This window comes from Nonomuraea basaltis (assembly GCF_005893125.1).
Taxonomy (GTDB): Bacteria; Actinomycetota; Actinomycetes; order Streptosporangiales; family Streptosporangiaceae; genus Nonomuraea; species Nonomuraea basaltis.
Genome location: NZ_VCJS01000007.1, coordinates 24,739 through 48,616 on the forward strand (window position 1 = coordinate 24,739; position 23,878 = coordinate 48,616).

23 protein-coding genes and 1 riboswitch are annotated in these 23,878 nt (G+C 71.7%); of the genes, 19 read left to right on the plus strand and 4 right to left on the minus strand.

What is annotated here, in order from left to right; translation table 11 throughout:
* Positions 1 to 107 precede the first annotated feature (107 nt).
* Together EJK15_RS04820 and EJK15_RS04825 are read right to left on the minus strand one after the other, a co-directional pair.
* Complete coding sequence (locus EJK15_RS04820; RefSeq protein WP_138709142.1) at positions 108 to 770, minus strand: CHAP domain-containing protein; 663 nt, start codon at positions 768 to 770, stop codon at positions 108 to 110.
* 12 nt (positions 771 to 782) lie between these two features.
* Positions 783 to 932: riboswitch (cyclic di-AMP (ydaO/yuaA leader) on the minus strand.
* A gap of 309 nt (positions 933 to 1,241) precedes the next feature.
* Positions 1,242 to 1,832 carry a TetR/AcrR family transcriptional regulator gene (locus EJK15_RS04825; RefSeq protein ID WP_138709143.1) on the minus strand — a complete coding sequence of 197 codons (591 nt, stop codon included), beginning with the start codon at positions 1,830 to 1,832 and terminating at the stop codon, positions 1,242 to 1,244.
* Between the two features lie 152 nt (positions 1,833 to 1,984).
* On the opposite strand from EJK15_RS04825, the gene EJK15_RS04830 reads away from it, so the two are divergent.
* The 8 genes from EJK15_RS04830 (at position 1,985) to EJK15_RS04865 (ending at position 9,152) form a co-directional block, all read left to right on the plus strand.
* Positions 1,985 to 2,359, plus strand: coding sequence for a BlaI/MecI/CopY family transcriptional regulator (locus tag EJK15_RS04830; protein ID WP_240776775.1), 375 nt, complete (start codon positions 1,985 to 1,987; stop codon positions 2,357 to 2,359).
* On the plus strand, positions 2,356 to 3,306 hold the full coding sequence (locus EJK15_RS04835; RefSeq protein ID WP_138709144.1) for a M56 family metallopeptidase: 951 nt from the start codon (positions 2,356 to 2,358) through the stop codon (positions 3,304 to 3,306). Before EJK15_RS04830 ends, EJK15_RS04835 begins: the two co-directional genes overlap by 4 nt.
* Positions 3,307 to 3,402: 96 nt before the next feature.
* On the plus strand, positions 3,403 to 3,681 hold the full coding sequence (locus tag EJK15_RS04840; RefSeq protein WP_138709145.1) for a hypothetical protein: 279 nt from the start codon (positions 3,403 to 3,405) through the stop codon (positions 3,679 to 3,681).
* Between the two features lie 17 nt (positions 3,682 to 3,698).
* Positions 3,699 to 5,369: a VanW family protein gene (locus EJK15_RS04845; protein ID WP_171074119.1), complete on the plus strand. Its 1,671-nt coding sequence runs from the start codon at positions 3,699 to 3,701 to the stop codon at positions 5,367 to 5,369.
* A gap of 261 nt (positions 5,370 to 5,630) precedes the next feature.
* The gene (locus tag EJK15_RS04850; protein ID WP_171074120.1) at positions 5,631 to 6,008 is read left to right on the plus strand and encodes an STAS domain-containing protein; all 378 of its coding nucleotides are present in this window, start codon (positions 5,631 to 5,633) and stop codon (positions 6,006 to 6,008) included.
* 303 nt (positions 6,009 to 6,311) lie between these two features.
* Positions 6,312 to 7,448, plus strand: coding sequence for a thiolase family protein (locus tag EJK15_RS04855; RefSeq protein ID WP_138709148.1), 1,137 nt, complete (start codon positions 6,312 to 6,314; stop codon positions 7,446 to 7,448).
* 16 nt (positions 7,449 to 7,464) lie between these two features.
* Complete coding sequence (locus EJK15_RS04860; protein WP_138709149.1) at positions 7,465 to 8,229, plus strand: SDR family NAD(P)-dependent oxidoreductase; 765 nt, start codon at positions 7,465 to 7,467, stop codon at positions 8,227 to 8,229.
* Between the two features lie 35 nt (positions 8,230 to 8,264).
* The gene (locus EJK15_RS04865) at positions 8,265 to 9,152 is read left to right on the plus strand and encodes a LysR family transcriptional regulator (protein WP_138709150.1); all 888 of its coding nucleotides are present in this window, start codon (positions 8,265 to 8,267) and stop codon (positions 9,150 to 9,152) included.
* Here EJK15_RS04865 and EJK15_RS04870 read toward each other — a convergent pair.
* A complete protein-coding gene (locus EJK15_RS04870) occupies positions 9,068 to 10,708 on the minus strand; it encodes a long-chain-fatty-acid--CoA ligase (RefSeq protein ID WP_240776776.1) in 1,641 nt (546 codons plus the stop codon). The two genes, EJK15_RS04865 and EJK15_RS04870, sit on opposite strands and share 85 nt — an antisense overlap.
* A 103-nt stretch (positions 10,709 to 10,811) precedes the next feature.
* Positions 10,812 to 11,693: a LysR family transcriptional regulator gene (locus EJK15_RS04875; protein WP_138709151.1), complete on the minus strand. Its 882-nt coding sequence runs from the start codon at positions 11,691 to 11,693 to the stop codon at positions 10,812 to 10,814.
* A 176-nt stretch (positions 11,694 to 11,869) separates the two neighbouring features.
* Here EJK15_RS04875 and EJK15_RS04880 point away from each other — a divergent pair, with 176 nt between their 5' ends.
* The 11 genes from EJK15_RS04880 to EJK15_RS04930 are packed head-to-tail and all read left to right on the plus strand — an operon-like array spanning position 11,870 to position 23,865.
* A complete protein-coding gene (locus tag EJK15_RS04880; RefSeq protein ID WP_138709152.1) occupies positions 11,870 to 12,655 on the plus strand; it encodes a crotonase/enoyl-CoA hydratase family protein in 786 nt (261 codons plus the stop codon).
* Entirely contained in the window at positions 12,652 to 13,794 is a 1,143-nt protein-coding gene (locus tag EJK15_RS04885) for a CaiB/BaiF CoA transferase family protein (protein WP_138709153.1), read from the plus strand. The genes EJK15_RS04880 and EJK15_RS04885 overlap by 4 nt, the downstream gene beginning before the upstream one ends.
* Positions 13,791 to 15,485: a class I adenylate-forming enzyme family protein gene (locus EJK15_RS04890; RefSeq protein ID WP_206060654.1), complete on the plus strand. Its 1,695-nt coding sequence runs from the start codon at positions 13,791 to 13,793 to the stop codon at positions 15,483 to 15,485. Before EJK15_RS04885 ends, EJK15_RS04890 begins: the two co-directional genes overlap by 4 nt.
* A 3-nt stretch (positions 15,486 to 15,488) precedes the next feature.
* Positions 15,489 to 16,634 carry an acyl-CoA dehydrogenase family protein gene (locus tag EJK15_RS04895; RefSeq protein WP_138709154.1) on the plus strand — a complete coding sequence of 382 codons (1,146 nt, stop codon included), beginning with the start codon at positions 15,489 to 15,491 and terminating at the stop codon, positions 16,632 to 16,634.
* Positions 16,631 to 17,845: a CoA transferase gene (locus EJK15_RS04900; protein WP_138709155.1), complete on the plus strand. Its 1,215-nt coding sequence runs from the start codon at positions 16,631 to 16,633 to the stop codon at positions 17,843 to 17,845. Before EJK15_RS04895 ends, EJK15_RS04900 begins: the two co-directional genes overlap by 4 nt.
* A gap of 13 nt (positions 17,846 to 17,858) precedes the next feature.
* On the plus strand, positions 17,859 to 19,013 hold the full coding sequence (locus EJK15_RS04905) for an acyl-CoA dehydrogenase family protein (protein WP_138709156.1): 1,155 nt from the start codon (positions 17,859 to 17,861) through the stop codon (positions 19,011 to 19,013).
* 6 nt (positions 19,014 to 19,019) lie between these two features.
* Positions 19,020 to 19,760, plus strand: coding sequence for a 3-oxoacyl-ACP reductase FabG (fabG, locus tag EJK15_RS04910; RefSeq protein ID WP_138709157.1), 741 nt, complete (start codon positions 19,020 to 19,022; stop codon positions 19,758 to 19,760).
* Positions 19,757 to 20,620: an HTD2 family dehydratase gene (locus EJK15_RS04915; RefSeq protein WP_138709158.1), complete on the plus strand. Its 864-nt coding sequence runs from the start codon at positions 19,757 to 19,759 to the stop codon at positions 20,618 to 20,620. The genes fabG and EJK15_RS04915 overlap by 4 nt, the downstream gene beginning before the upstream one ends.
* Positions 20,613 to 21,824 carry an acetyl-CoA C-acetyltransferase gene (locus tag EJK15_RS04920; protein WP_138709159.1) on the plus strand — a complete coding sequence of 404 codons (1,212 nt, stop codon included), beginning with the start codon at positions 20,613 to 20,615 and terminating at the stop codon, positions 21,822 to 21,824. The genes EJK15_RS04915 and EJK15_RS04920 overlap by 8 nt, the downstream gene beginning before the upstream one ends.
* Positions 21,821 to 22,282 (plus strand): MaoC family dehydratase, encoded by a 462-nt coding sequence (locus tag EJK15_RS04925; RefSeq protein WP_138709160.1) that lies wholly within the window; start codon positions 21,821 to 21,823, stop codon positions 22,280 to 22,282. The genes EJK15_RS04920 and EJK15_RS04925 overlap by 4 nt, the downstream gene beginning before the upstream one ends.
* Before the next feature lie 11 nt (positions 22,283 to 22,293).
* Positions 22,294 to 23,865 carry an acyl-CoA dehydrogenase family protein gene (locus EJK15_RS04930; RefSeq protein WP_138709161.1) on the plus strand — a complete coding sequence of 524 codons (1,572 nt, stop codon included), beginning with the start codon at positions 22,294 to 22,296 and terminating at the stop codon, positions 23,863 to 23,865.
* The last annotated feature ends 13 nt before the right edge of the window (positions 23,866 to 23,878 follow it).

The following is a 23,878-nucleotide window of genomic DNA, read 5'->3' on the forward strand; positions in this document are numbered from 1 at the left end:
CAGTCTCAGGGCGGCACCGGTCGGGCAGACCTCTCGCCTACCTGAACGCCGACGGGGCCGCCCATCCCGCCATGTCGGCGGGACGGACGGCCCCGGTGATGCGTCGGTCAGCCCTGGTACTGCGGGTAGCCGTAGCCCACGACCTGCGACGTGGGCCGGATGCGCTCTTCCACCCGCCCGTTGCCGGTGTTGCCCTCGATCGTGGAGATCGTGCCGTCCTGGTTGTCCTTCACGACGAACCCCATGTGGTTGATGTCGGTGAGGTCCTTGCTGCCGCTCCAGGAGAAGTAGACGACGGCGCCGGGCTTGGCCGTGGTGCCCCAGCGGCCGTTCTCCTCGAACCACTTGGCGTAGGAGACGGTGTAGGCGTCCCAGCCGACGGTGGGCCGGGCGCCGACCTTCTCACCGACCCAGGAGACGAACATGGCGCACCACGGGGCGTTCGCGTAGGAGCCGATGCTGCCACCGTCCCGGGCCACGGTCTCCTTCGCGCGAGGCGAGGACATGTACCACTGGTGGAACGGCGTGCCTCCGCCGGCCGCGTTCTCGGACACGCCCACCTGGGACTCGGCCACCTTGAGCACCGCCGCGGCGGTGATCTGGCGGGGCTTCTGCGCGACGGCCGCGGCGACTGGGGCACGGTCACCCGTGTCGTCGGCGGCGAAGGCGGGGCTTCCGGCGAGGAAGGCGCCGGCGGCGACAGCCGCTCCCACCGCGATCCGCGAGATGTTCATCGGGCTGAGGGCGTGAGAAAGAACGTTCTTGGCCATACTGAGATTTACTCCTTGCTTCCATGCCGCCTACCGGGTTAGCTGACGGGTTCGGGCGTGGAAGTGCCCTACGGAAGGTCCATGTGGATGTTCCGATTCACCCCAACGGAATTGGGTCCCCGGTTCCGCTTTTCTTCTTCGCGGATTCGGCGGCCGTGCCTGCTCTGCGGGCCTCATGCCTGCGCAGGTCGAGCACGGTCTCGGCGAGATCGGACGCACACGCCACGCAAAGCGCGGCACTGGTTATGCGCCTCAAGTCCTCAAAGGTAAGCAATTCGCATAGGGCAGTGCAAGTCAGGTTTGGGGGAACGCCATGAAATCCCCTATCTGGTAGGGGTTTGCGAGCACAATTCTTTACCTATGGGCCCACTCTGATACCGCCGGAAACGCGTCGCGCCCCCCGGCCGTCCACCACTCTCGCCGGCTGACGTGACCCCCTCCGGCACGTCCGCCTGAGCCCGCTGAACCGGCTCAGGGTGCGCGCAGCCCGGCCAGGGTGAGCGCGACCAGCCGCTGGACGGCCGCCTTGGACGGCAGGACGGCGGCTGCCTGCAGGGCGTGCAGGCAGAACGTGGCGAGTTCGTCGGCCGCGACGTCGTCGCGGATGTGACCGGCCCGGGCGGCGTCGGCCAGCGCGTCGCGCAGCAGGTCGTGCAGCCGGCGCTGGGCGTGGCCGACATCCTCCGGCCGGTGCAGGAGCGCGATCAGGTCGGGGCCGAACGCCTGGTGCTTGTCGTGCCGTCCCCGCTGCTGGTGGATGACGGCGTACGCCTCCAGCATGGCTTCGAGCCGCCGCCCCGCGTCGCCTTCGCGCTCCGTCGCCTGGGCGAGCTGCTCAAGGTGGGCGGCGATCTGGCGGCCGTGCCAGGCCAGCAAGATCGCTTCAACGTCGGGGAAGTATTTGTAGAGCGTGGCGCGGCCGATGCCGGTCTTCTCGGCGATCTGCGACATCGTCACCGCCAGCAGCCCCCGGTCGGCCACCAGCTCCACCGTGGCGTCCAGGATCGCGTCATGCACGGTGCGACGGTGCGCCTCGATCGTCTCGTTCCACAGCTTCGGCACGCGCCAAGTATACGAGTCGACGAAAACGATACATCGCGACTTGAACGCGACATTCCGTACCGAAACGGCGTCGGCCGAACGCCTGGGCGAGGGGCATGTGAGTCGCAGAGAACGCGCTACGGCATGACTACGACCGCCGGTAGGATTGCCGCATGATACGCGGCCTTGGCGAGCTCGAATCCACGATCATGGACTGGATGTGGGCGCGGCGCCGGCCGGCCTCCGTCCGGGACGCGCTGGAGGACCTCCGGCGGGAGCGGGCCATCGCCTACACCACCGTGATGACCGTGATGGACAAGTTGCACACCAAGGGCCTGCTCAAGCGCCGGCCGGTCGGCCGGGCCTACGTCTACGAGCCGGTCGCCTCGAAGGAGGCCTACACCGCCGACCTGATGCGCAGCGCGCTGGCCGGCAGCGGCAACCAGGCGGCCACGCTCGTGCACTTCCTCGAACGGCTCACGCCGGAGGAGGCCGCGGCGCTCGAGGCGGCGCTGCAGGTGTTCCCGCACAAAGGCAGGTCAGCGTGATCGCCGCCATCGTCCTGGTGCTCTACACGATCGTCGCCGCGATCTGGCTGCCGAGGCTGGGACGGCGGGCGGCGAGCTGGGCCGACCGGGCGCCGTGGCTGGCGATCGCGCTGTGGCAGGCGGCGGCCGCCTCGGTGGTCGCCTCCGCCGTGCTGGCTGCGCTGGCCTTCGCGGTGCCCGCCGAGGTCGTGGGGCACGGCCTGGCCGGGCTGTTCGAGGCCTGCGCCGCCATGCTGACCAACGGCTCAGGGGTGACGCGGGCGGGCGCGGCGGCGCTGCTGGCGGCCGGCGCGGTGCTGGCGAGGGTGGCCTACTGCGGCGCGGCCGTGCTGTTCAGGGCAGGCGTGGAGCGGCGCGAGCACGCGGCGCTGCTCGGCCTCCTCGGCCGGCGCGACACCGAGCTGGGCGCGGTCGTGATCGACTACCCCGAACGGCTGGCCTACTGCCTGCCCGGCCGCAACGCCCAGATGGTCATCACCACGGGCGCGCTGAGCAATCTGGCGCCAGAGCAGGTCGCCGCGGTCCTGGAGCACGAGCGGGCCCATCTCCGCGGCCGCCATCATCTCGTGCTCGCCGCCACCGAGGCCCTGGCCAGGGCGTTCCCCGGCGTCCCGCTGTTCGAGCGGGCCAGGACGGAGGTCGCCCGGATGATCGAGCTCCTGGCCGACGACGTCGCCGCCCGCCGCCACCCCCGCGCGCAGATCGCCGCCGCGCTGGTCCGCCTGGCCACCGGCCGCGTGCCCGCGTTCACGCTGGGGGCAGGCGGCGAGACGGCGATCGCGCGGGTGCGCCGCATGCTCAATCCCCAGGCGCCCCTCGGCCGCCGCGAGCGGCTGACCGGGCTGGCGGCGGTCGCCGTGCTGCTGGGCGGTCCCGCGATGGTCGCGCTGGTGCCCGGCTTCAGCTCCTTCCTGGCCCACCACTGCCACTCGCTCCTCACGCTCTGACCTACGACTATGGATAGTAGACTTCGTGCCGTGGGAGGAATGCGTGTTGCGGACTCCCCGCCCCATTTTGGGCTGATTCGTACCACAGATGCCGGTGTGGCGTGGGAGACTGTCTCCGAGCGCGGCGCCGCCGGCTTCCACGCTCTACAGCCGGCCGGGAGCACGCTCTACGCCTACGACAGCCAGACCAGCCGCGTCCGGGTGAGCGTCGACGAGGGCGCGACCTGGCGCCAGGGTGCCGAGGAGGAGATCATCGATCTCGCCGACAACGCCGCACGGCCCGAACGCGTCTACGCGGCCACGACCGGTGGCGTGCGGATCAGCGAGAACGGCGGCACGGACTTCGCCGTCGTCTTCCGCCCGGCGAGCGGCTGATGCGCCGTGGCAGGCGTATGACCGGCAAAGGCAGGGTTCCTCGCCTGGCGCTGATCGCCTGCGGCCTCCTGGGTCTCCTCCTGCTGGCCTATGCCGTCCCCGCCGCTCTCCTGACCGGCAAGGTGCCGCCGGACACGCGCGTCGCCGGCGTCGACATCGGCGGCCTCACGCCCACCGCGGCAGAGTCGCTGCTGGAAAGGCGTCTCGGCCCGGCCGCCGCGCGCCCGATCAGGGTTCGGGTGACCGGCAAGAACGTGGCGCTGGCCCCGCGCGATCTCGGCCTGACCTTCGACGCGCGCGCCACGGTCGCCGAGGCGCTCGACGGCGCCATGACACCGGCCGGGATCGTCCGATCGATCTTCGGCGCACGCACGCTCGAACCGGTGGTCCGCGCCGACGAGCGGCGGCTGAACGACCGCATCGCCGCCTTCGCCAAGACCGTGGACCGCAAGCCCAAAGAGGGCAGCGTGCGCTACAAAGGGCTCGAACCGCAGGCCGTCCTGCCGAAGCCCGGCCGAGCCGTGGATCAGGTTCGGACGGCACGCTCGGTCCGGGCCGCCTTCATGAAGACGAACGACCCGGTCGACGCCCTCCTGCGGCAGCTTCCCGCCTCGGTGCCCGCCGACGAGATACGCCGGATCGCCGCCTCCGAGGCCCGCACCGCGGTCGCCCGCCCGTTCACCGTGACGAACGGGTCGAAGAAGGCCCAGCTCTCCCGGGCGGACCTGGCCGCGCAGCTGCGCTTCGTCCCCGACGGCAGCGGCTCGCTACGAGCGGCCTTCGACGCCCGGGGCCTCGCCGCCGGCCTCGAGAAGCAACTCGTCGAGGCGGCCCAGCGGCCGAAGGACGCCTCATTCAAGATCACCGGCGGCAAGCCGCGGGTGATCCCCGCACGAACCGGCCAGGGCATCGACACGACCGCTCTCAGCAAGACGATCTCAGGCGCCCTCACCGGAGACGACCGCAGCGCCGTCGTCCCGACCAAGCGGATCCAGCCCAGGGTGACCACCGAGCTGGCCGGGAAGCTCGGCGTCAAGGAGCGGGTCAGCTCGTTCACCACGAACCACCCGTGCTGCGCGCCGCGCGTGACCAACATCCACCGCATCGCCGACATCGTCGACGGCTACGTCGTGAAGCCCGGAGAGACGTTCTCGCTCAACGGCGTGGTCGGCAAGCGGGACAAGGCGCGTGGCTTCGTCGAGGCGCCGATGATCCTCAACAACCGGTTCGTCAACGACGTCGGCGGCGGGGTCTCCCAGTTCGCCACCACCATGTTCAACGCCGTCTTCTTCGGCGGCTTCCAGGACGTCCAGCACAGGGCGCACCAGTACTACATCTCCCGCTACCCCGCCGGGCGGGAGTCCACGGTGTCCTTCCCGCAGCCGGACTTCCGCTGGCGGAACGACTCGCCGTACGGGGTTCTCATCAAGACGTCGTACACCAGCACCTCCATCACGGTGCAGTTCTGGAGCACCAAGCGGTACGAGATCGACTCCGAGAGCTCCGGCCGCTACAACGTCAAGGGCTTTCCGACCTTGACCGAGTCGGACCCGGAGTGCATCGCCATGGAGGGCGCGGAGGGTTTCACCATCGACGTGTGGCGCATCTTCAAGCAGGACGGCAAGGCGCTGCGCAAGCAGAAGTTCACCACGGTCTACCAGCCGGAACCCCGCCTCACCTGCACCTGAGCCCGGGCCTGCGCCACTCCCCGGGCCGGTACATTTCCAGGCCATGCCGGCCGAGCGGATCTCGGTGTCCGCTGCGAGTGCGCATGTGGCCGGCCGCACGTCGTCGGTTCCTTCAGGAGCAGGTGCTTACCTGAAGATCCTTTGAGGAACTGTCCTTCCGGTATTTAGCTTCGGGCGTTAGTGTTTCATCGACGGCACAACGCCTCAACGCCGTCGCCATGGCGCGGAGCGGCCACGCTAACTCCTCCCCCGGGAGTCCAAGTGAACCTCACCTGCCGGCACCTGACCGGGGCCACGCTGATCATCGTGGCCGGCCAGGTGGACGCCTCCACCTCCGCCGAGCTGGAGACGTACATCGATCAGGCGCGCCGGCGGCTGGACGAACACCTGATCTTCGATATGAGCGAGCTGTCCTTCATGGACAGCTCCGGTCTGGCCGTCCTGCTCGCCGCCGCCACCCTGGCCCGGGTACACGACGCCGTGCTGCACGTGGCCGCGCTGCATCCGAGGCCGGCCCGGCTGCTGGAGATCACCGGCGCCAGGCAGGCCGTGGTCGTGCATGACCGTGTGGAGCAGGCGATCGCCGCGGCACAGGCGGCCGATGGTGCCCGGTCCTACAAGGGGGACCGGTCCAGGTGAGGCCGCTCACGTTGCGTTCTTCCCCGTGCTGAGGCGCATCCCGGTGCCGACGTGGCCCACGCGCAGGCGGACCTAGCCGGCCAGGGGCGTCGGAGTCGATCTCCGGGTAGTCGTCGCCGGCCACGATGACGCGGAGGCTGTGGCCGGCCCTCAGCCGGAAAGCACAGGGCTCATATAGGTATGGGCGATACCCCTGATCGCAATCCGGGCTTTGTGCCGGACCCGCGGCGTGTGATTGATTCGAACGGCTCCTGCAAGCGGCTTCCGAGCAGCGAATCCATCTCAGTACATGAGGAGAAGTGCGTGAGGGACGCGGTCATCGTCGATGCGGTTCGCACCCCCGTCGGAAAGCGCAATGGGGCCCTGTCCGGCATTCACCCCGCGACCCTTTCCGCACACGTGCTCAAGACGCTCGTCGAGCGCACCGGAGTGGATCCGGTGGAGATCGACGACGTCATCTGGGGATGTGTCAGCCAGGTCGGAGACCAGTCCGGGAACATCGGCCGGGTCGCCGTGCTCGCGGCGGGCTGGCCGGACTCGGTCCCCGGCACGACGGTCGACCGCCGATGCGGCTCAAGCCAGCAGGCGGTCCACTTCGCGGCCGCGGGAGTCATCGCCGGGCACTACGACTTCGTGATCGCCGGCGGTGCCGAGTCGATGAGCCGGGTGCCCATGGGCTCGGCCGCGCGGGACGGCCGGCCGTACCCGGACGAGGTGCTCGAACGCTACGGCGTGCCCGGCTTCAACCAGGGCGTCGGGGCGGAGATGATGGCCGAGCGGTGGGGATTCTCCCGGCGGCGGCTCGACGAATACTCCGCCCGGTCGCATGCCAGGGCGGCGGCGGCCGTCGACTCCGGTGCGCTGGACGGACAGCTCGCTCCGGTGGAGGGCGTCCTGCGGACCGATGAGGGCATCCGCCGCGGATCGTCGGTGGAGACGCTGGCCGGGCTGAAGACCGCCTTCCGCGAGGACGGCGTGATCACCGCCGGCAACGCCTCACAGATCTCCGACGGCGCCGGAGCCCTGCTCATCACGTCGAGCGAGACCGCCCGGGCGCGAGGGCTGCGGCCGATCGCCCGCGTGCACACGGCCACGCTGGCTGCCGACGATCCGGTCATCATGCTGACCGCGCCCATCGAGGCCACCGCCAAGGCGCTCAAGAAGTCCGGGCTGGGCATCGACGACATCGGAGCCTTCGAGGTGAACGAGGCCTTCGCGCCGGTCCCGCTGGCCTGGCAGGCGGAAATCGGAGGCCCGGGCGATCGGCTCAACCCCCTGGGCGGGGCGATCGCCGTGGGCCACCCGCTGGGCGGCTCGGGCGCCATCCTGATGACCCGGCTCGTCCATCACATGAAGGACCAGGGCCTCCGCTTCGGCCTGCAGACCATGTGCGAGGCGGGCGGCATGGCCAACGCGACCATCCTCGAACTGCTGCTCTGAAGAGAGGGCTGACCATATGCGTGTGGAAGGACTGTCCTTCGCCGTCACCGGAGGCGCGTCCGGCCTCGGGCTGGCGACGGCCCGGCGGCTGGTCAAGGCGGGCGGCAAGGTCACCATCATCGACCTGCCCGCCTCCGCCGGTGCCGACGTCGCCGGGGAGCTCGGCGAGGCGGCCCGGTTCGCAGCCGCGGACGTCACCGACGCGGACCAGTTCGCGGCGGCGCTCGACGCGGCCGACGGATTCGGCGGCCTCCGGGGTCTCGTGCACTGCGCGGGCGCCGGCCGCCGCCTCAGGCTGCTGGACAAGGACGGCAACCCCGGTTCCCTGGAGGACTTCGAATGGGTGATCAGGCTCAACCTGATCGGCTCGTTCAACGCCCTGCGCCTGGCCGCGGCCCGCATGGCCCGCCATGACGAGATCGACGGCGAACGCGGCGCCATCGTGCTGACCGCGTCGGTGGCCGCGTACGAAGGCCAGATCGGCCAGATTCCGTACACCGCCGCGAAGGCGGGCATCGTCGGGATGACCCTGACGGCGGCCCGCGACCTGGCCGGCAGGTCGATCCGGGTGTGCACGATCGCGCCCGGGATCATGGACACGCCCCTGCTGTCCCGTTTGCGCGACGACGTGCGAGCCTCCCTCGAGGCCAGCGTGCCCAACCCGGCCCGGCTCGGCCGCTCCGACGAGTTCGCCCAGCTGGCCTGCCAGGTCCTGGAGAACGGCTACCTCAACGGCGAGACCATCCGGCTCGACGGCGCCATCCGCATGGCGCCGCGCTGAACGACCGCATGGGCGGGCCCGGATACAGTCACGCCGTGGACCTGCACCAGATCAAGTACTTCCTCGCGGTCGTCGACCACAACGGCATCAACGCGGCGGCGACCGTGCTGGACGTCGCCCAGCCCACCATCTCGCAGGCCATCCAGGGGCTCGAGCGCGAGCTCGGCGTCCCGCTGTTCCACCGCATCGGCCGTGGCATGGTGCTCACCTCGGCCGGGCACAGCCTGGTGGGACCCGCGCGCCGCATCCTGCGTGATGTCGTCGCCGCGGAGGGCTCGCTCGTCGACGCGGCCGGACGGCCGCGGGGGCGGCTGGACATCTTCGCCATGCCCGCGTTGTCGGCCGATCCGGTGGCACCCCTGGTCGGCGCCTTCCGCAGGCAGTTCCCGAAGGTCTCCATCCGGATCGGGGACCTGCGCGACGAGGCGATGGGGGCCTCCCTGATCAAGGAGGGGCACTGCGAGATCGTGGTCTGCCATCTGCCCGCGACGGACCACGCCGGCCTGGAGGTCTGCGAGCTCGGGGTGCAGGAGTACTGGCTCGTCCTGCCGCCGGGATCGGCGGTGCCGCTGGACGATCCGCTGCCGCTCTCCGAGCTGCCGGACCTCCCGCACGTCACGGTGCCGCGCGGCAGCTCCCTGGCGGTCGGCGAGATCGAGCAGGCGGTCGCGGCGGCGGGCCGCGCCATCAGCCCGTCCGTCGTGGTGGAGCACCGCGAGGCGCGGCTGCCCTTCGTCCTCGCCGGGGTGGGCGCCACGTTTCTGGAGCGGTCGATGGCCGAGGCCGCCGCGGCCCGGGGAGCCGTGGTGCGCTCCCTCGAGCCGCGGATCAGCCGGGCCTACGGACTGGTGTACGACTCCGCCGCGCTGTCCCCGGCAGGCCGCGCGTTCGTCGAGCTGGCCCGGGCGGGCGCCGGCCCGTAGGCCTGCCGCAGCTCGTGCTTGCGTACCTTCCCGCTCGCGTTGCGCGGCAGCTCGGCGACCACGGCGACGCGCCGCGGCACCTTGTACGCCGCCAGCCGGGACCGGCACCACTGTGCGATCTCCTCGGCCGTCGGCGGGTCCGGGGCGCCGGCGGGCACCACGACGGCCAGCGGCGTCTCGCCCCACCGCTCGTCCGGCACGCCCACCACCGCGACCTCCGCCACCTTCGGGTGGGCGGCGATGGCCTCCTCCACCTCGGCGGAGTAGATGTTCTCGCCACCAGAGATGATCATGTCCTTCAGCCGGTCGACGACGTAGATGTAGCCGTCCTCGTCCTGGCGGACGAGATCACCGGAGTGGAACCAGCCGCCGGCGAAGGCCTGCGCGGTCTCGGCCGGCTTGTTCCAGTAGCCCGCCATGATCGACGGCCCCCGGTAGACGATCTCACCGATCTCGCCCCGCGGCACGTCGTTCATCCGCTCGTCCACGATGCGCACCTCGACGTTGACCAGCGGGGTCCCCACCGAGCCGATCTTGCGCAGGGCGTCCTCGCCGAGCAGCACGGTCGACACCGCGCTGCTTTCCGTCTGGCCGAACACGCTCAGCAGCTTGGCGGCGGGAAAAGTCTCGATCATCCGGCGCAGCAGGGCCTTCGTCGCCGGTGCGGCGCCCCACGAGATGATCCGCAGCGCGGACAGGTCCCTGTCCGCGATCCCCGGCACGTCGCAGACCGCCTGCCATTGGGCGGGGACGAGGAAGCAGTAGGCGATGCGCTCGCGCTCGAACAGGTCCACGGTCTCCACCGGGTCGAAGCGGCCCGACCTGGCGATCACGGCCCGCGCGCCGACCAGGACGCTGGACAGCAGGGCGGCCAGGCCGCCGATGTGGAAGAGCGGGGTGCTGATCAGCCACACCCGGCAGTCGGCCGGCACCCCGATATGGGCGAACCTGCTCATGGTCTGGATGACGAGGTTGTAGTGCGTCAGCACCGCGCCCTTGGGCCGTCCCGTCGTACCCGAGGTGTACATGATGAAGGCGGGCGCGTGGAGGTCGACCGCCACGCCGGGGCCGCTCTCGGGCGCGTCGCGCAGCGCGTCCTCGTAGCGCTCCATGTCCGCGACCGGCTCGTCGCCGACCACCAGGCAGTGGCGCACCGTCGGCACGTCCTTCCACGCCCGCGCGAAGGTCCCCGCCAGCCCGGCCTCGACGACGGCGAGCACCGCCCCGCTGTCGGACAGCTGGTACGCCACCTCGTCGGCGTGCAACCGGAAGTTGATCGGGACGCAGATCGCCCCCAGCCGGGCGCAGGCGAAGAAGGCCTCCACCATCTCCAGCCCGTTGAACGTCATCACCACGACCCGGTCGCCCTGATCGACGCCGCGCGTCCTGAGGGCGTTGGCCAGCCGGTCGACCCGCGCGTCCAGCTCACGGTACGTGCGATCGACCCCGTCCATACGCAGGGCCACGGCGTCGGGGACGGAGCGGGCGTGCCGGGCGAGCTGGTCGCCGATCGTCATCCCCGAGTGGGCCGATGGCGAACTCCAGGCACTGTTCACGTCGGTTCTCCTTCGCATCCGGGCCGAGACACGCTGCTGAGAGTCGACCATCCCGGGAGGCGCGGCGCAAAGAGCGAACGCCGCATCGTCCGATAGGCCGAACCTATGACAGCCGCTGCCGGCTCACGGCCGCCGCGACGTTCAGGAACGCCGTGGCGGCGGGGGACAGGGGGCCCGGCCGGTACGCGAGCCGCACCGTACGCCGGACCTGCGGCGACGTGGACCGCACCACCACGTTGCGCAGCTCCGTCTCCGCGATCCGCCGGGGCAGGAACGTGGCGCCCGCGCCGTGCATGACCAGCTCCCAGATCGCCTGCCGGTGCGCGCACTCGACGGCCACGAAGTCGATGGCCTGCCCCAGCGCGTCGTCGATGGCGGTCCGGCCCCTCGGGTCCGAGGACTCCAGCACCAACGGGATGTCGGCGACCGCCTCCAGCGGGACCGGATCGGGGAGCGTGGCGGCCAGGTCCGGCGGCAGGACGAGGGCGATCTCCTGCTCCCAGAGCTCGCGGGTCTGCAACAGGTCGCTCTTCACCGGGAAGTCCGTCAGCCCCAGCTCGGCCTGCCCCTGCCGGACGGCGGTCTCGACACCGGATGAGCTGCCGGGATCGAGAACGGTGATCAGGATGCCCGGGTGCAGCCGATGCAGCCTGCTGGTCAGCTCCGGCAGCGGATCGGCGGACAGCGTCGACAGCACCGCGATCTCCAGGCGCCCGGTGACCAGGTCCCGGACCGCGTGCACCTTGCCCTTGGCGCTCTCGACGTCGGCCAGGATCTGCCGGGCCGGCCCGGCGAACGCCCGTCCGTCGGCGGTCAAGGTGAGCCCGCGGCCGGACCGGTCGAACAGCTGGGCGCCGAGCTGGCGTTCCAGGCTGCGGATCGCCTGGGAAAGCGAGGGCTGCGCGATGTACAGCGCCTGCGCGGCCTTGGTGATGCTGCCGTGGTCGATGACCGCTACGAAGTACGCGACGAGCCGCAGGTCCATAGCGGCACGATACGGGCATCGCCGGACCTGGCGGCTGACCTTCACTCATAGGTCTGGCCAATAGATCCATACACAGCCTGGTCTTTGCGTGCACCGCCTCGGTGATGATGCAGTCAGGTGTGCCCATGGCCGCGTCGCGGCCGACCCGCCCCCCGGCCCACTCGGGAGCTCGACAGATGACAACGGAGAGCAGCACGACCGGCGACGACGTGCTGGTGCGTCACGAGTCGCGCATCGCGCTCATCACCATCAACCGGCCGCACGCCAGGAACGCCGTCACCCGGTCGGTGTCCGAGGGCATCGCCGCCGCGCTCGACGAGCTCGACCGCCGCGACGATCTCTCCGTCGGCGTCCTCACCGGGGCCGGGGGCTGCTTCTGCGCGGGAATGGACCTGAAGGGATTCCTGCGCGGGGAGCGGCCGAGCATCGAGGGCAGGGGTTTCGCCGGCCTGACCGAGGCGCCGCCGAAGAAGCCGCTGATCGCGGCGGTCGAGGGCTACGCGCTCGCGGGAGGCTGCGAGATCGTGCTCGCCTGCGATCTCGTCGTGGCGGCGCGGACGGCCAAGTTCGGCATCCCGGAGGTCAAGCGCGGCCTGGTCGCCGCCGCCGGAGGGCTGCTGCGCCTGCCGCACCGCGTCCCGGCGCAGATCGCGATGGAGCTCGCCCTGACCGGCGACATGATCACGGCGGCCCGCGCGTACGAGATCGGCCTGGTCAACCGGCTCACCGAGGACGGCGAGGCCCTCGAGGCCGCGCTCGGCCTGGCCGCCCGCATCGCGGAGAACGGCCCGCTGGCCACCCTCGCCAGCAAGCGGGTGATCAAGGAGCACGAGCAGTGGCCGGAGACCGAGAGGTTCACCCGCCAGCGCCTGATCATCGAGCCCGTCTTCGCCTCGGAGGACGCCCAGGAAGGCGCTCGCGCTTTCGCGGAGAAGCGCCGCCCGAACTGGCGCGGCCGATGAGCCGCAACGGTCCTCTCACCGGGGTGCGGGTCGTCGAGCTCGGCGGCATCGGCCCCGTGCCCTTCGCCGCCATGGTCCTGGCCGACCTGGGGGCGGAGGTGATCCGGGTGCACCGCCCCGCCGATCGGGACGCGCGCCCGAACCCGGTGCTCGACCGCGGCCGCCGATCGCTGGTCGCCGACCTGAAGAACCCCCGCGGCGCCGCGGTCGTCCTGGCCCTGATCGACACCGCGGACGTGGTGCTGGAGGGCTTCCGCCCGGGCGTGGCCGAGCGGCTGGGCTTCGATCCCGGGACGCTCGCCGAGCGCAACCCGCGGCTGGTGTTCGGCCGCATGACCGGCTTCGGCCAGGACGGGCCGCTGGCGATGCGGGCCGGCCACGACATCAACTACATCGCCCTGTCCGGCGTCCTCGGCGCGATCGGCCGGCCCGGCCAGCCGCCCACGCCGCCGCTCAACCTGGTGGGCGACTTCGGGGGCGGCGGCATGCTCCTCGCCCTCGGCGTGCTGGCCGCGGTGCTGAACGCGCGGACGTCGGGCCGCGGCCAGGTCGTGGACGCGGCGATGGTCGAGGGATCCGGCCTGCTGATGTCGATGATCTACGGCCGGTACGCGCACGGCACGTGGACCGTCGGCCGCGGCGAGAACCTCCTCGACGGCGGCGCCCCCTTCTACGACACCTACGAGTGCGCCGACGGCCGCCACGTGGCCGTCGGCGCCATCGAAAGCGCCTTCTTCGCCAGGCTGGTGGACGTCCTCGGCGTCGCCGGCTCGATCGACCTCGCCGCCCAGCGGGACCCGGGCACCTGGCCCGCGATGCGGGAGACCTTCGCGAAGGCGTTCATGAACGCCTCGCGCGACGAGTGGGCCGAGCGCTTCGCCGGTGTCGACGCCTGCGTCACGCCGGTGCTGACCATGGACGAGGTGGCGGCGCACCCCCACAACGCCGATCGGGAGAGCTTCTACACCGACGCCGAGGGCGCGATCCACCCCGCGCCCGCGCCCCGGTTCGCCGGCACCCCCTGCGGACGGCCGGCGCCCGCGCCTGTCCCCGGCCAGGACACCCGTGCGATCCTGGCCGAGCTGGGACACACTTCCGAGGACATCGAGAACCTGCTGTCGGAGGGGGTCGTGCGGTGAACGCGTACTGGCCGGAGGGAATGCCGGCCTCGCTCGACTACCCCGAGCTGACCGTGGCCGAGCTGCTCACCGCCGCCGCGCAGCTGTACGGCGACCGGACGGCCGTCGTCGACGGAGCGGAGCGGCTCACCTTCGCCGAGCTGGGCGAGCACGTCGCGGCGTTCGCCCATGCCGTGCGGGACGCCGGCGTCCGAGACGGCGACGTCGTCCTTCTGCACCTGTCCAACAGCGTGTGGTTCCTGGTCGGCTACTACGGAGCGCTGCTCGCCGGAGCGGCCGTGTCGCCGGCCAACCCGCTGCAACCGGCGCCGGGCCTGCGCGCCCAACTGATCGACACCGGTGCGGTCCTCGCCGTCAGCCATCCCGCCCACGTCGCCACGCTGCGCGAAGCCGGCGCGGAGTCGGCCCTGCGGACGATCGTGGTCGTCCCGCCGAGCGCCTGCGCGCCCTCCACGGAACAGGCCGGCGACGGTGTGGTCGCCCTCGCGGACTTCGTCGCGGGCCGGGCCGCCGTCCCGCCGGAGATCACCGTCACCGCGGACGACGTGGCGCACATCGCCTACACCGGCGGCACCACCGGGGTCCCCAAGGGCGTGCGGGTCCTGCACCGCAACGTGGTCGCCAACGTCACCCAGATGACCGCCTGGCGCGCCGCCCACCTGATCGACCACACCGTGGACGGCGACGTCCGGCTCCGCCCGATCCACGGCCTGCACGACGCGGGAGTGCGGCCGGGGGACGCGGTCACGGTGCTCGTGTCACCCCTGTTCCACGCGCACGCGCTCATCAACGTGAACTTCCTGCTGCTCTGCGGGACCACCATCGTGCTCACCGGCCGCTTCTCTCCCGAGTCGCTGCTGGAGGCGGTCGAGCGCCACCGCGCGACGTACCTCACCGGCAGCCCCGCCATGTGGCACGCGTTGCTGGACAGCCCCGCGCCCGGCGGCCGCGACCTGTCCTCGGTCCGGGTGATCTCCTCGGGAGCCGCCCCCATCGACCCGGCCACCCTCCAGGCGCTCCAGACCGCCTTCCCCAACGCGATGGTCAGCGAGGGGTACGGGCTCACCGAGGCGACGTGCCTGGTCACCGCCGCGCCGCTGCTGCGCAGCGCCAGGCGCAAGCCCGGCAGCGTCGGCCTGCCGATGTCCGACACCGTGGTGCGGGTACGCCCCGTCGCCGGCGGCACGGCCGCGCCCGGCCCGAACGAGGCAGGCGAGCTCTGGGTACGCGGCCCCCAGGTCACGGCGGGCTACCTGAACCGGCCGGACGCGACCGCCGAACAGTTCGCCGGCGGCTGGCTGCGCACCGGGGACATCGGGTACGTCGACGAGGAGGGTTTCCTCTTCATCGCCGACCGCGCCAAGGACATGCTCATCTACAAGGGCTACAACGTCTATCCGCGCGAACTCGAGGACGTCCTGCACGGCCATCCCGGCGTGGGGGCGGCGGCGGTCGTCGCCCGGCCCGTCCCGGGCGCCGGGGAGGAGCCGGTCGCGTTCGTCGTGCCGAGGCAGGGCGCGGTCGTCGACCCGGAGGCCGTCATGGCGTTCGTCGCCGAGCGCGTCCTTCCGTACAAGAGGATCCGCGCCGTCCACGTCGTCGACGCGCTGCCCACCTCGCCCGCCGGGAAGATCCTCAAGGCCGAGCTGCGCGCCCGGCTCGCGCAGCCCACCACCAGCACCGGGAGATGAACAGTGGAGACCGAAGCGTTCCAGGCGGTGCTCGCCGCCGTGCGCACCTTCGTGCGCAAGGAGGTCGTGCCCGCCGAAGACGTCATCGAGCAGACCGACGAGATCCCCGAGGTCATCCGCGCGAAGGCGGCCGCCATGGGGCTCTTCGGCTACGCCCTGCCAGAGGAGTACGGCGGCCTCGGGTTCTCGATGAGTGAGGACGTCCGGCTGGCGATGGAGCTCGGCTACACCGCTCCGGCCTTCCGCTCGATGCTCGGCACCAACAACGGCATCGCCGGCCAGGTGCTGGTGAACTTCGGCACCGACGAGCAGAAGCGGCACTACCTGCCGGACCTGGCCGCCGGTGACAAGATCGCCTCCTTCGCCCTGACCGAGTCCGAGGCGGGCTCGGACCCGAGCGGCCTGCGCACCCGGGCGGTCCGGGCCGAGGGCGGCTTCCGGCTCACCGGCCAGAAGCGGTTCATCACCAACGCCGACCGCGCCGACCTGTTCATGGTCTTCGCCAGGACGAACGCCGACACCGAGGGCACCAAGGGCATCTCCGTCTTCGTGGTCGAGTCCGGCGCAGAAGGGCTCACCGTCGGCCCCAACGACGAGAAGATGGGACAGCGCGGCGCGCACACCGCCGAGGTGTTCCTCGACGACGTCTTCGTGCCCGAGTCCGCGCTGGTCGGCGGGGCCGAGGGCGAGGGCTTCGCGGCCGCCATGCGCTCGCTGGCCCGCGGCCGGCTGCACATCGCGGCCATCTGCGTCGGGCTCGGCCAGCGGCTGGTCGAGGAGAGCGTCAACCATGCCGCGGCGAGCCGGCAGGGCGGGCGTCCCATCGCGGAGTTCCAGCAGGTGCAGGCGATGCTCGCGGACTCCCAGACCGAGGTCATGGCCGGCCGGGCGCTGGTGCTGGAGGCGGCGAAGTCGTACGACGACGGCAGCGACCGCCGCATGGCGCCGTCGTGCGCGAAGCTCTTCTGCTCCGAGATGGTCGGCCGGGTGGCCGACCGCGCCGTCCAGATCCACGGCGGTATGGGCTACATGCGGACGGTGCCGGTCGAGCGGTTCTACCGCGACGCCCGCCTGTTCCGGCTGTACGAGGGCACCAGCGAGGTGCAGAAGGTCATCATCGCCAAGCAACTGCTCAGGACCGGCCGATGACGCAACCGCTGCGCGGCATGCGGATCGTCGAGGTCTCGAGCTATGTGGCGACCCCGCTGAGCGGGATGACGCTGGCCCAGCTGGGCGCCGACGTGATCAGGGTCGAGCCGATCGGCGGGGCGGTGGACCGCACCCGCTGGCCGCTGGCCGAGAGCGGAACGAGCCTGTACTGGTCAGGGCTGAACAAAGGCAAGCGCGCGATCGAGGTGGACCTGTCCTCCGAACAGGGACGACGGCTCGTCGCCGACCTGATCGTCAGCGGCGGCGGGATCGTGATCAGCAACTCCGAGCGGTACCCGGAGCTGACCTTCAAGGCGTTGCGGGCGCGCCGCCCCGACGTGATCCACGTGCTGCTCACCGGCCGCCGGGACGGCGAACCCGCGGTGGACTACACCGTCCAGGCGGCCACCGGATTCCCCCTGCTGACCGGCCCCGAGGACGCGGCGCAGCCGGTGAACAGCCTGGTGCCCGCCTGGGACGTCGCCGCCGGGCTCTACCTGGCGATCGGGCTGCTGGCCGCGGAGCGGCACCGCCTGCTCACGGGGGAGGGGCAGCAGGTGCGGGTCGCGCTGGAGGACGTCGCCCTGGCGACCGCGGGAAACCTCGGCTACCTCGCCGAAGCGCAACTGAGCGGCACGCCCAGGGAACGCACCGGCAACTACGTCTACGGCACCTTCGGCCGCGACTTCACCACCGCCGACGGCGGGCGGCTGATGATCGTCGCGCTCACCGCCCGGCACTGGCGGGGCCTCCTCGCCGCGACCGGCCTCACCGACGCGGTCCGCGCGCTGGCCGCCGCGCTGGGGGCGGACTTCGACGAGGAGTCGGAGCGCTATCGGCACCGCAAGCTGCTCGGCGAGCTGCTCGCCGGCTGGTTCCAGACCCGTACCCGTGCCGAGGCGGAGGAGGCCCTGCGGACCGCCCGCGTGCTGTGGTCGGCGTACCGGAGCTTCGCCGAGCTCGCCGCCGACGACGCGCGCCTGCTGCGCGAGAGCCCGCTGATGGCGGAGATCGAGCAGCCCGGGGCAGGCAGCCACTGGGCGCCCGGATCACCCGTGGTGATGGACGGCGAGCAGTCGCCACCGGTGGCGTCGCCGCCGGTGGGCCGGCACACCGGCGAGGTGCTGCGGGCCGAGCTCGGACTGTCCGCCCAGGACCTCGCGACGCTGAGGAAGAACGGCGTCATCCGGACGTTCGAGGACGTGGAATGAGCGGAGAGCAAGCATGAGCGCACTGACCGAGGACGAGCGGGAGATCGTCGCCCTGGCCGGCGAATTCGTCGACGAGCGGGTGCGGCCGCGGGTGCGGGACTACGAGGCGGTGGACAAGTACCCCGCCGAGTTCATCGAGGAGATGAAGAAGCTGGGCTTCTTCGGCCTGCTGGTCCCCTCCGGCTACGGCGGCGTGGAGGTCAGCGCGGCCTGCTTCGCCCGCGTGACCGAAGAGCTGTCCCGCGGCTGGATGAGCCTCGCCGGCGCCATCGGCGGGCACTCCGTGATCACCTATTTGATCAGCACGTTCGGCACCCGGGAGCAGCGGGAACGCTACCTGCCGTTGATGGCCGACGGCACGATCCGGGCGACGATGGCGCTCACCGAGCCGGGCGGCGGCAGCGACCTGCAGGCCATGCGCACGCAGGCGGTCACCGACGGAGGAGACCTGGTGATCACGGGGTCGAAGACCTGGATCTCCAACGCCCGGCACTCGGGCCTGATCGGCCTGCTGTGCCTGACCGACCCCGGCGCGGCACCCGCGCACAAGGGCATGAGCGTGCTCCTCGTCGAGCCCGGTGAGGGCCTGACCGTCTCCAAGAACCTGCCCAAGCTCGGCTACCGCGGGGTCGAGGCGTGCGAGCTCGTCTTCGACCGGATGAGGGTTCCCGCGTCCGCCGTGCTCGGCGGCGAGCCGGGCAAGGGGTGGACGCACATGATGCGTGGCCTCGAGGTCGGCAGGATCCAGGTGGCCGCGCGCGCGGTCGGCGTGGCCCAGGCGGCGCTCGACGACGCGGTGCGGTACGCCCAGGAACGCGAGTCGTTCGGCAAGCCGATCTGGAAACACCAGTCGGTGGGCAACCTGCTGGCCGACATGGTGACCAAGGTCCAGGCGGCGCGGCTGCTGACCGAGGACGCCGCCCGCCGGCTCGACGCGGGCGGCCGCGCCGACATGGAGGCCGGCATGGCCAAGCTGTTCGCCTCCGAGGCCGCGATGCAGGTGGCGCTGGACGCGATGCGCGTGCACGGCGGGTACGGCTACTCCAAGGAGTTCGACGTCGAGCGGTATTTCCGTGACGCCCCGCTGATGATCCTGGGCGAGGGTACCAACGAGATCCAGCGCAACGTCATCGCGGCGCAGTTGATCGCCCGCAACCCCATCACATGAGAGAACATGATGCTGCTCAACGGTAAGATCGCGGTCATCACGGGCGGTGCCCAGGGCATCGGCCTGGCCATCGCGGAGGTCTTCGTCAAGGAAGGCGCGCGGGTCGTCCTCGGCGACCTGAACCTGGACGCGGCCGAGGCGGCGGCCAAGGAGCTCGGCGGTCCCGCGGTGGCCCGGGCGGTGCGGTGCGACGTCACGAGCGCCGCCGACATGGACGCCCTGATCCAGACGGCACCGGCGGCCTTCGGCTCGCTGGACGTCATGGTCAACAACGCCGGGATCACTCGCGACGCGACCATGCGGACGATGACCGAGGAGCAGTTCGACCAGGTCATCGACGTGCACCTCAAGGGCACCTGGAACGGCACCCGCAAGGCGGCCGCGATCATGCGCGAGCGCAGGAGCGGCGCGATCGTGAACATCTCGTCGCTGTCGGGGAAGGTCGGCATGGTCGGCCAGACCAACTACTCGGCCGCCAAGGCCGGCATCGTCGGCCTGTCCAAGGCCGCCGCCAAGGAGCTGGCGCACCACGGTGTGCGGGTCAACGTCATCCAGCCGGGCCTGATCCGCTCGGCCATGACCGAGGCGATGCCGCAGAAGGCGTGGGACCAGAAGCTGGCCGAGATCCCGATGCGGCGCGCCGGCGAGCCGATCGAGGTCGCCAATGTCGCGCTGTTCCTGGCCTGCGATCTGTCCTCGTACATGACCGGCACGGTGCTCGAAGTGACCGGCGGAAGGTTCATGTGAGCTGGGAGCCGCACACCGTCACCACCACCGAGACCGTCGAGCCCCATCCCGTGGCGGCGCTGTCCGCGCTGTTCGACGACGGCACACCGGCGGCCGGCCCGGGAGACGTCCTGCCGCCGCTGTGGCACTGGCTCGCCCTGGCCCGCTGGCCCCGCTCGTCCGCGCTGGGCGCGGACGGCCATCCGGCGCGCGGGACGTTCCTGCCTCCGGTGGAGCTGCCGCGACGGATGTTCGCCGGTGGCGAGGTCGCCTTCCACGCCCCGCTGACGGTGGGGAGCACGGTCCGCCGCGAGTCGCGCGTGGAGTCGGTCACCGAGAAGTCCGGGCGCTCGGGCGGGCTGGTCGTCGTGGTCGTCGCCACCCGGCTCTACGACGAGGACGACAGGCTCGCGATCGAGGAGCGGCAGGATCTCATCTACCGGGAAGCCGGAGCGGTCGCGTCCGCGACGATCCCGGCCGAGCCGGTGGCCGGCCTCGCCCCGGCGGGCGCCCCGTTCAGCCGGGCGGGGGAGTGGGCCTGGAATCTGGCCACGGACCCGACGCTGCTGATGCGGTTCAGCGCCGCGACGTCGAACCCGCACCGGATCCACTACGACTGGCCGTACGCCACCCGGGTCGAGGGCTATCCCGGCCTGGTGGTGCACGGCCCCTTGATGACGCTCGCCCTCGCGGAGGTCCTCCGCCTCGAAGGGCACCCGGCCCGCGTCTCCCGCCTGCGGCACCGCAACCGCAAACCCCTCTTCTGCGGGCAGCCCGCGCGGCTCCGGCGGGTCGAGGACGACACCCTGGGCCTGTTCGGGCCGGATCCCGAGCCCCACAGCACGTTGACGATCGAGTTCGAAGGGACCGGCCATGCGTGAAGCGGTCGTTTGTGAGCCCGTCCGCACCCCGATAGGCCGCTACGGCGGGATGTTCAAGAGCCTGACGGCGGTCGACCTCGGGGTGACCGCGCTCAGGGGACTGATCGACCGTACCGGCATCGCGCCGGAGGTGATCGAGGACGTCATCCTCGGCCACTGCAACGCCACCAGCGAGGCCCCCGCGATCGGCCGGGTCGTCGCGCTCGACGCCGGTCTGCCCGTCACCGTCCCCGGCCTGCACCTCGACCGCCGGTGCGGCTCCGGCCTGCAGGCCGTCATCTACGCCGCCATGCAGGTGCGGACGGGGGCCTGCGAGGTCGTCGTCGCGGGCGGCACCGAGAGCATGAGCAACGCCCCGTTCTACTCGCTCGACATGCGGTGGGGCGCGAGGAACGGCATCGTGATGCACGACGGCCTCGCGCGTGCCCGGCAGACCGCGGGCGGCAGGAGCCATCCCGTCCCCGGCGGCATGCTGGAGACGGCGGAGAACCTGCGCCGCGCGTACGGGATCTCCCGTGCGGAACAGGACGAGCTGGCTCTCCTGTCCCACCAGCGGGCGGTCAAGGCACAGGCCGACGGGATCCTGGCCGAGGAGATCATCCCGACCCCGGTCAGGACCAGGAGCGGCGAGGTCGTGATCGACACCGACGAGCATCCGCGCGCCGACACCTCGCTGGAGTCGCTGAGCAGGCTCAAGCCGATCCTGCTCGGCTCCGACCCGGAGGCGACGGTCACGGCGGGCAACGCCAGCGGGCAGAACGACGCGGCCGCCATGTGCGTCGTCACCACGCCCGAGCGTGCCGAGCGGCTCGGCCTGCGACCGCTGGTCCGCCTCGTGTCGTGGGCCGTGGCGGGAGTCGAGCCGGGCACCATGGGCATCGGCCCGGCCCCCGCCACCGCGGCCGCCCTGGACCGCGCCGGACTGTCCATGAACGACATGGACCTCATCGAGCTGAACGAGGCGTTCGCGGCCCAGGCGCTGGCGGTCATGAGGGAGTGGAAGTTCGGCGACGACGACCTGGCGCGCACGAACGTCCACGGCTCAGGCATCTCGCTCGGCCATCCGGTCGGCGCGACCGGCGTGCGGATGCTCGCGACGCTGTCCCGGGAGCTGCACCGGCGCCAGGCCCGGTACGGCCTGGAGACCATGTGCATCGGCGGAGGCCAGGGGCTGGCCGCGGTCTTCGAGCGGGTGACGGCATGACCGCGCGCGTCTTCGCGTCCCTGGAGGAGCTCGAGAGCGCCCTCGACCAGCCGCTCGGCCCCGGCGACTGGCTGGTCGTCGACCAGGAGCGCATCGACGCCTTCGCCGACGCCACCGGCGACCACCAATGGATCCACGTCGACCCCGAACGGGCCGCGGCCGGGCCGTTCGGCCGCACCATCGCGCACGGATACCTGACCCTGTCTCTCATACCCCACTTCGGCCGGCAGCTCTTCCGCCTCGACTTGGGCCAGGCACGCATCAACTACGGCGTCGACAAGGCCCGCTTCCCCTCGCCCGTGCCCGTGGGGTCGCGCCTGCGGGCGCAGGCCGTCTTCGCCGGTCTCCGTCAGACCGCGGCGGGCCCCGCTCTGACGACGCGCTACACCATCGAGATCGACGGGGGACGGAAACCCGCCTGCGTCGCCGACACCATCACCCTCGTACTCCAAGGCTGAGGAAACCCGCGATGGAGCACAATCTCGCCCGCGCCCGTGCCGTCGTCGAGGCGCTGCGGGCCGTCATCGACAAGGCGTCCCGTTCGCCCGGCGAGGGCCAGGCCGTCGCCTACGATCTGGCGTCGATGTCGTCGGCGGTCGCGGCGGCCGCGGAGCTCCTCGACTACGGCGCGCGCGGCCAGGAGGAGGCGGACCTGGCGCTGCTCCATGCCGCCGACGTCGCCGCGGACCTGGCCGGCCGCATGACCGGCAGGGAATCCCAGTGGGGCGTGGACGGATCGGCGCTGGACGGCGTCGCCGCCCACGTCGCCGCGGGACGCGACCCGGTCTTCCAGGAACGCGTGGCCGAGCGGGTCATGGCCACCCGTGAGGCGGGGCCGCGGCACCTCCCCGACGAGCTGCGGATGGTCCGCACCGCCTTCCGCGAGTTCGCCGCCGACCGGGTGGCCCCGGTCGCCGACCGGATCCACCGCGACAATGAGGACATCCCCGCCGACATCATCGACGGGCTCGCGGACATGGGCTGCTTCGGGCTGTCGATCCCGGCCGCGTACGGTGGATTCGCGGAGGGCGGAGCCGACGAGCTGCTCGGCATGGTCGTGGTGACCGAGGAGCTCTCCCGGGCCTCCCTCGGCGCCGCCGGCTCGCTCATCACGCGTCCCGAGATCATCGGCACCGCGATCGCCCGGGGCGGCACCGAGGAGCAGAAGCGGCGCTGGCTGCCGGCGATCGCCTCGGGGGAGAGGCTGTGCGCGGTCGCGGTGACCGAGCCCGACCACGGCTCCGACGTGGCCCGGATCACCACCGGCGCGGTCCGGGACGGCGACGACTGGCTGCTGACCGGCGTCAAGACCTGGTGCACCTTCGCCGGCCGCGCGCATTACCTCCTGGTCCTCGCCAGGACGGACCCGGACCGCGCCGCCGGCCACCGTGGCCTGTCGCTCTTCGTGGTGGAGAAGCCATCGATCGCCGGTCATGAATGGCGCCTCACCCAGGAGGGCGGCGGGAGTATGGAAGGGCGCGCGATCCGTACCCTCGGCTATCGGGGCATGCACTCGTTCGAGGTCGGCTTCGACCGCTGGCGCGTCCCGGCGGGCGGCCTGATCGGCCTGGACGACGGCCTCGGCCGCGGCTTCTACCTGCAGATGCAGGCGTTCGCCAACGCGCGGCTGCAGACCGCCGCCCGGGCCGTCGGGGTCATGCAGTCGGCGCTCGAGCTGGCCGTGGACTACGCGAGGCAGCGGTCGGTCTTCGGCCGGCCGCTCGCGGACCACCAGCTGACCCGCACCAAGATCGCCAGGATGGCCGCGTCGATCGCCGCGTGCCGCGCCTTCGCGTTCGCGGCGGCACGGGCGGTGGCGGCCGGCGACGGCCAGCTCGAGGCCGCACAGGTGAAGCAGCTCGCCTGCCGGGCGGCCGAATGGGTCACCCGGGAGGCACAGCAGTTGCACGGCGGCTACGGGTACGCGGAGGAGTACAGCATCTCGCGGTTGTTCGTCGACGCCCGGGTGCTGTCCATCTTCGAGGGCGCCGACGAGGTGCTCGCCCTGCGCGTCATCGCCCCGCGGCTGGCCAAGCCCTGACGGCGCGCTCCCT

Bases quoted from the DNA above. Each gene is read 5' to 3' on its own strand.
- EJK15_RS04900 (WP_138709155.1), top strand. From the start codon at position 16,631: ATGACGCAACCGCTGCGCGGCATGCGGATCGTCGAGGTCTCGAGCTAT.
- EJK15_RS04880 (WP_138709152.1), top strand. From the start codon at position 11,870: ATGACAACGGAGAGCAGCACGACCGGCGACGACGTGCTGGTGCGTCAC.
- EJK15_RS04875 (WP_138709151.1), bottom strand. From the start codon at position 11,693: ATGGACCTGCGGCTCGTCGCGTACTTCGTAGCGGTCATCGACCACGGC.
- EJK15_RS04830 (WP_240776775.1), top strand. From the start codon at position 1,985: ATGATACGCGGCCTTGGCGAGCTCGAATCCACGATCATGGACTGGATG.
- EJK15_RS04845 (WP_171074119.1), top strand. From the start codon at position 3,699: ATGACCGGCAAAGGCAGGGTTCCTCGCCTGGCGCTGATCGCCTGCGGC.
- EJK15_RS04920 (WP_138709159.1), top strand. From the start codon at position 20,613: ATGCGTGAAGCGGTCGTTTGTGAGCCCGTCCGCACCCCGATAGGCCGC.
- EJK15_RS04925 (WP_138709160.1), top strand. From the start codon at position 21,821: ATGACCGCGCGCGTCTTCGCGTCCCTGGAGGAGCTCGAGAGCGCCCTC.
- EJK15_RS04885 (WP_138709153.1), top strand. From the start codon at position 12,652: ATGAGCCGCAACGGTCCTCTCACCGGGGTGCGGGTCGTCGAGCTCGGC.
- EJK15_RS04905 (WP_138709156.1), top strand. From the start codon at position 17,859: ATGAGCGCACTGACCGAGGACGAGCGGGAGATCGTCGCCCTGGCCGGC.
- EJK15_RS04820 (WP_138709142.1), bottom strand. From the start codon at position 770: ATGGCCAAGAACGTTCTTTCTCACGCCCTCAGCCCGATGAACATCTCG.
- EJK15_RS04860 (WP_138709149.1), top strand. From the start codon at position 7,465: ATGCGTGTGGAAGGACTGTCCTTCGCCGTCACCGGAGGCGCGTCCGGC.
- EJK15_RS04930 (WP_138709161.1), top strand. From the start codon at position 22,294: ATGGAGCACAATCTCGCCCGCGCCCGTGCCGTCGTCGAGGCGCTGCGG.
- fabG (WP_138709157.1), top strand. From the start codon at position 19,020: ATGATGCTGCTCAACGGTAAGATCGCGGTCATCACGGGCGGTGCCCAG.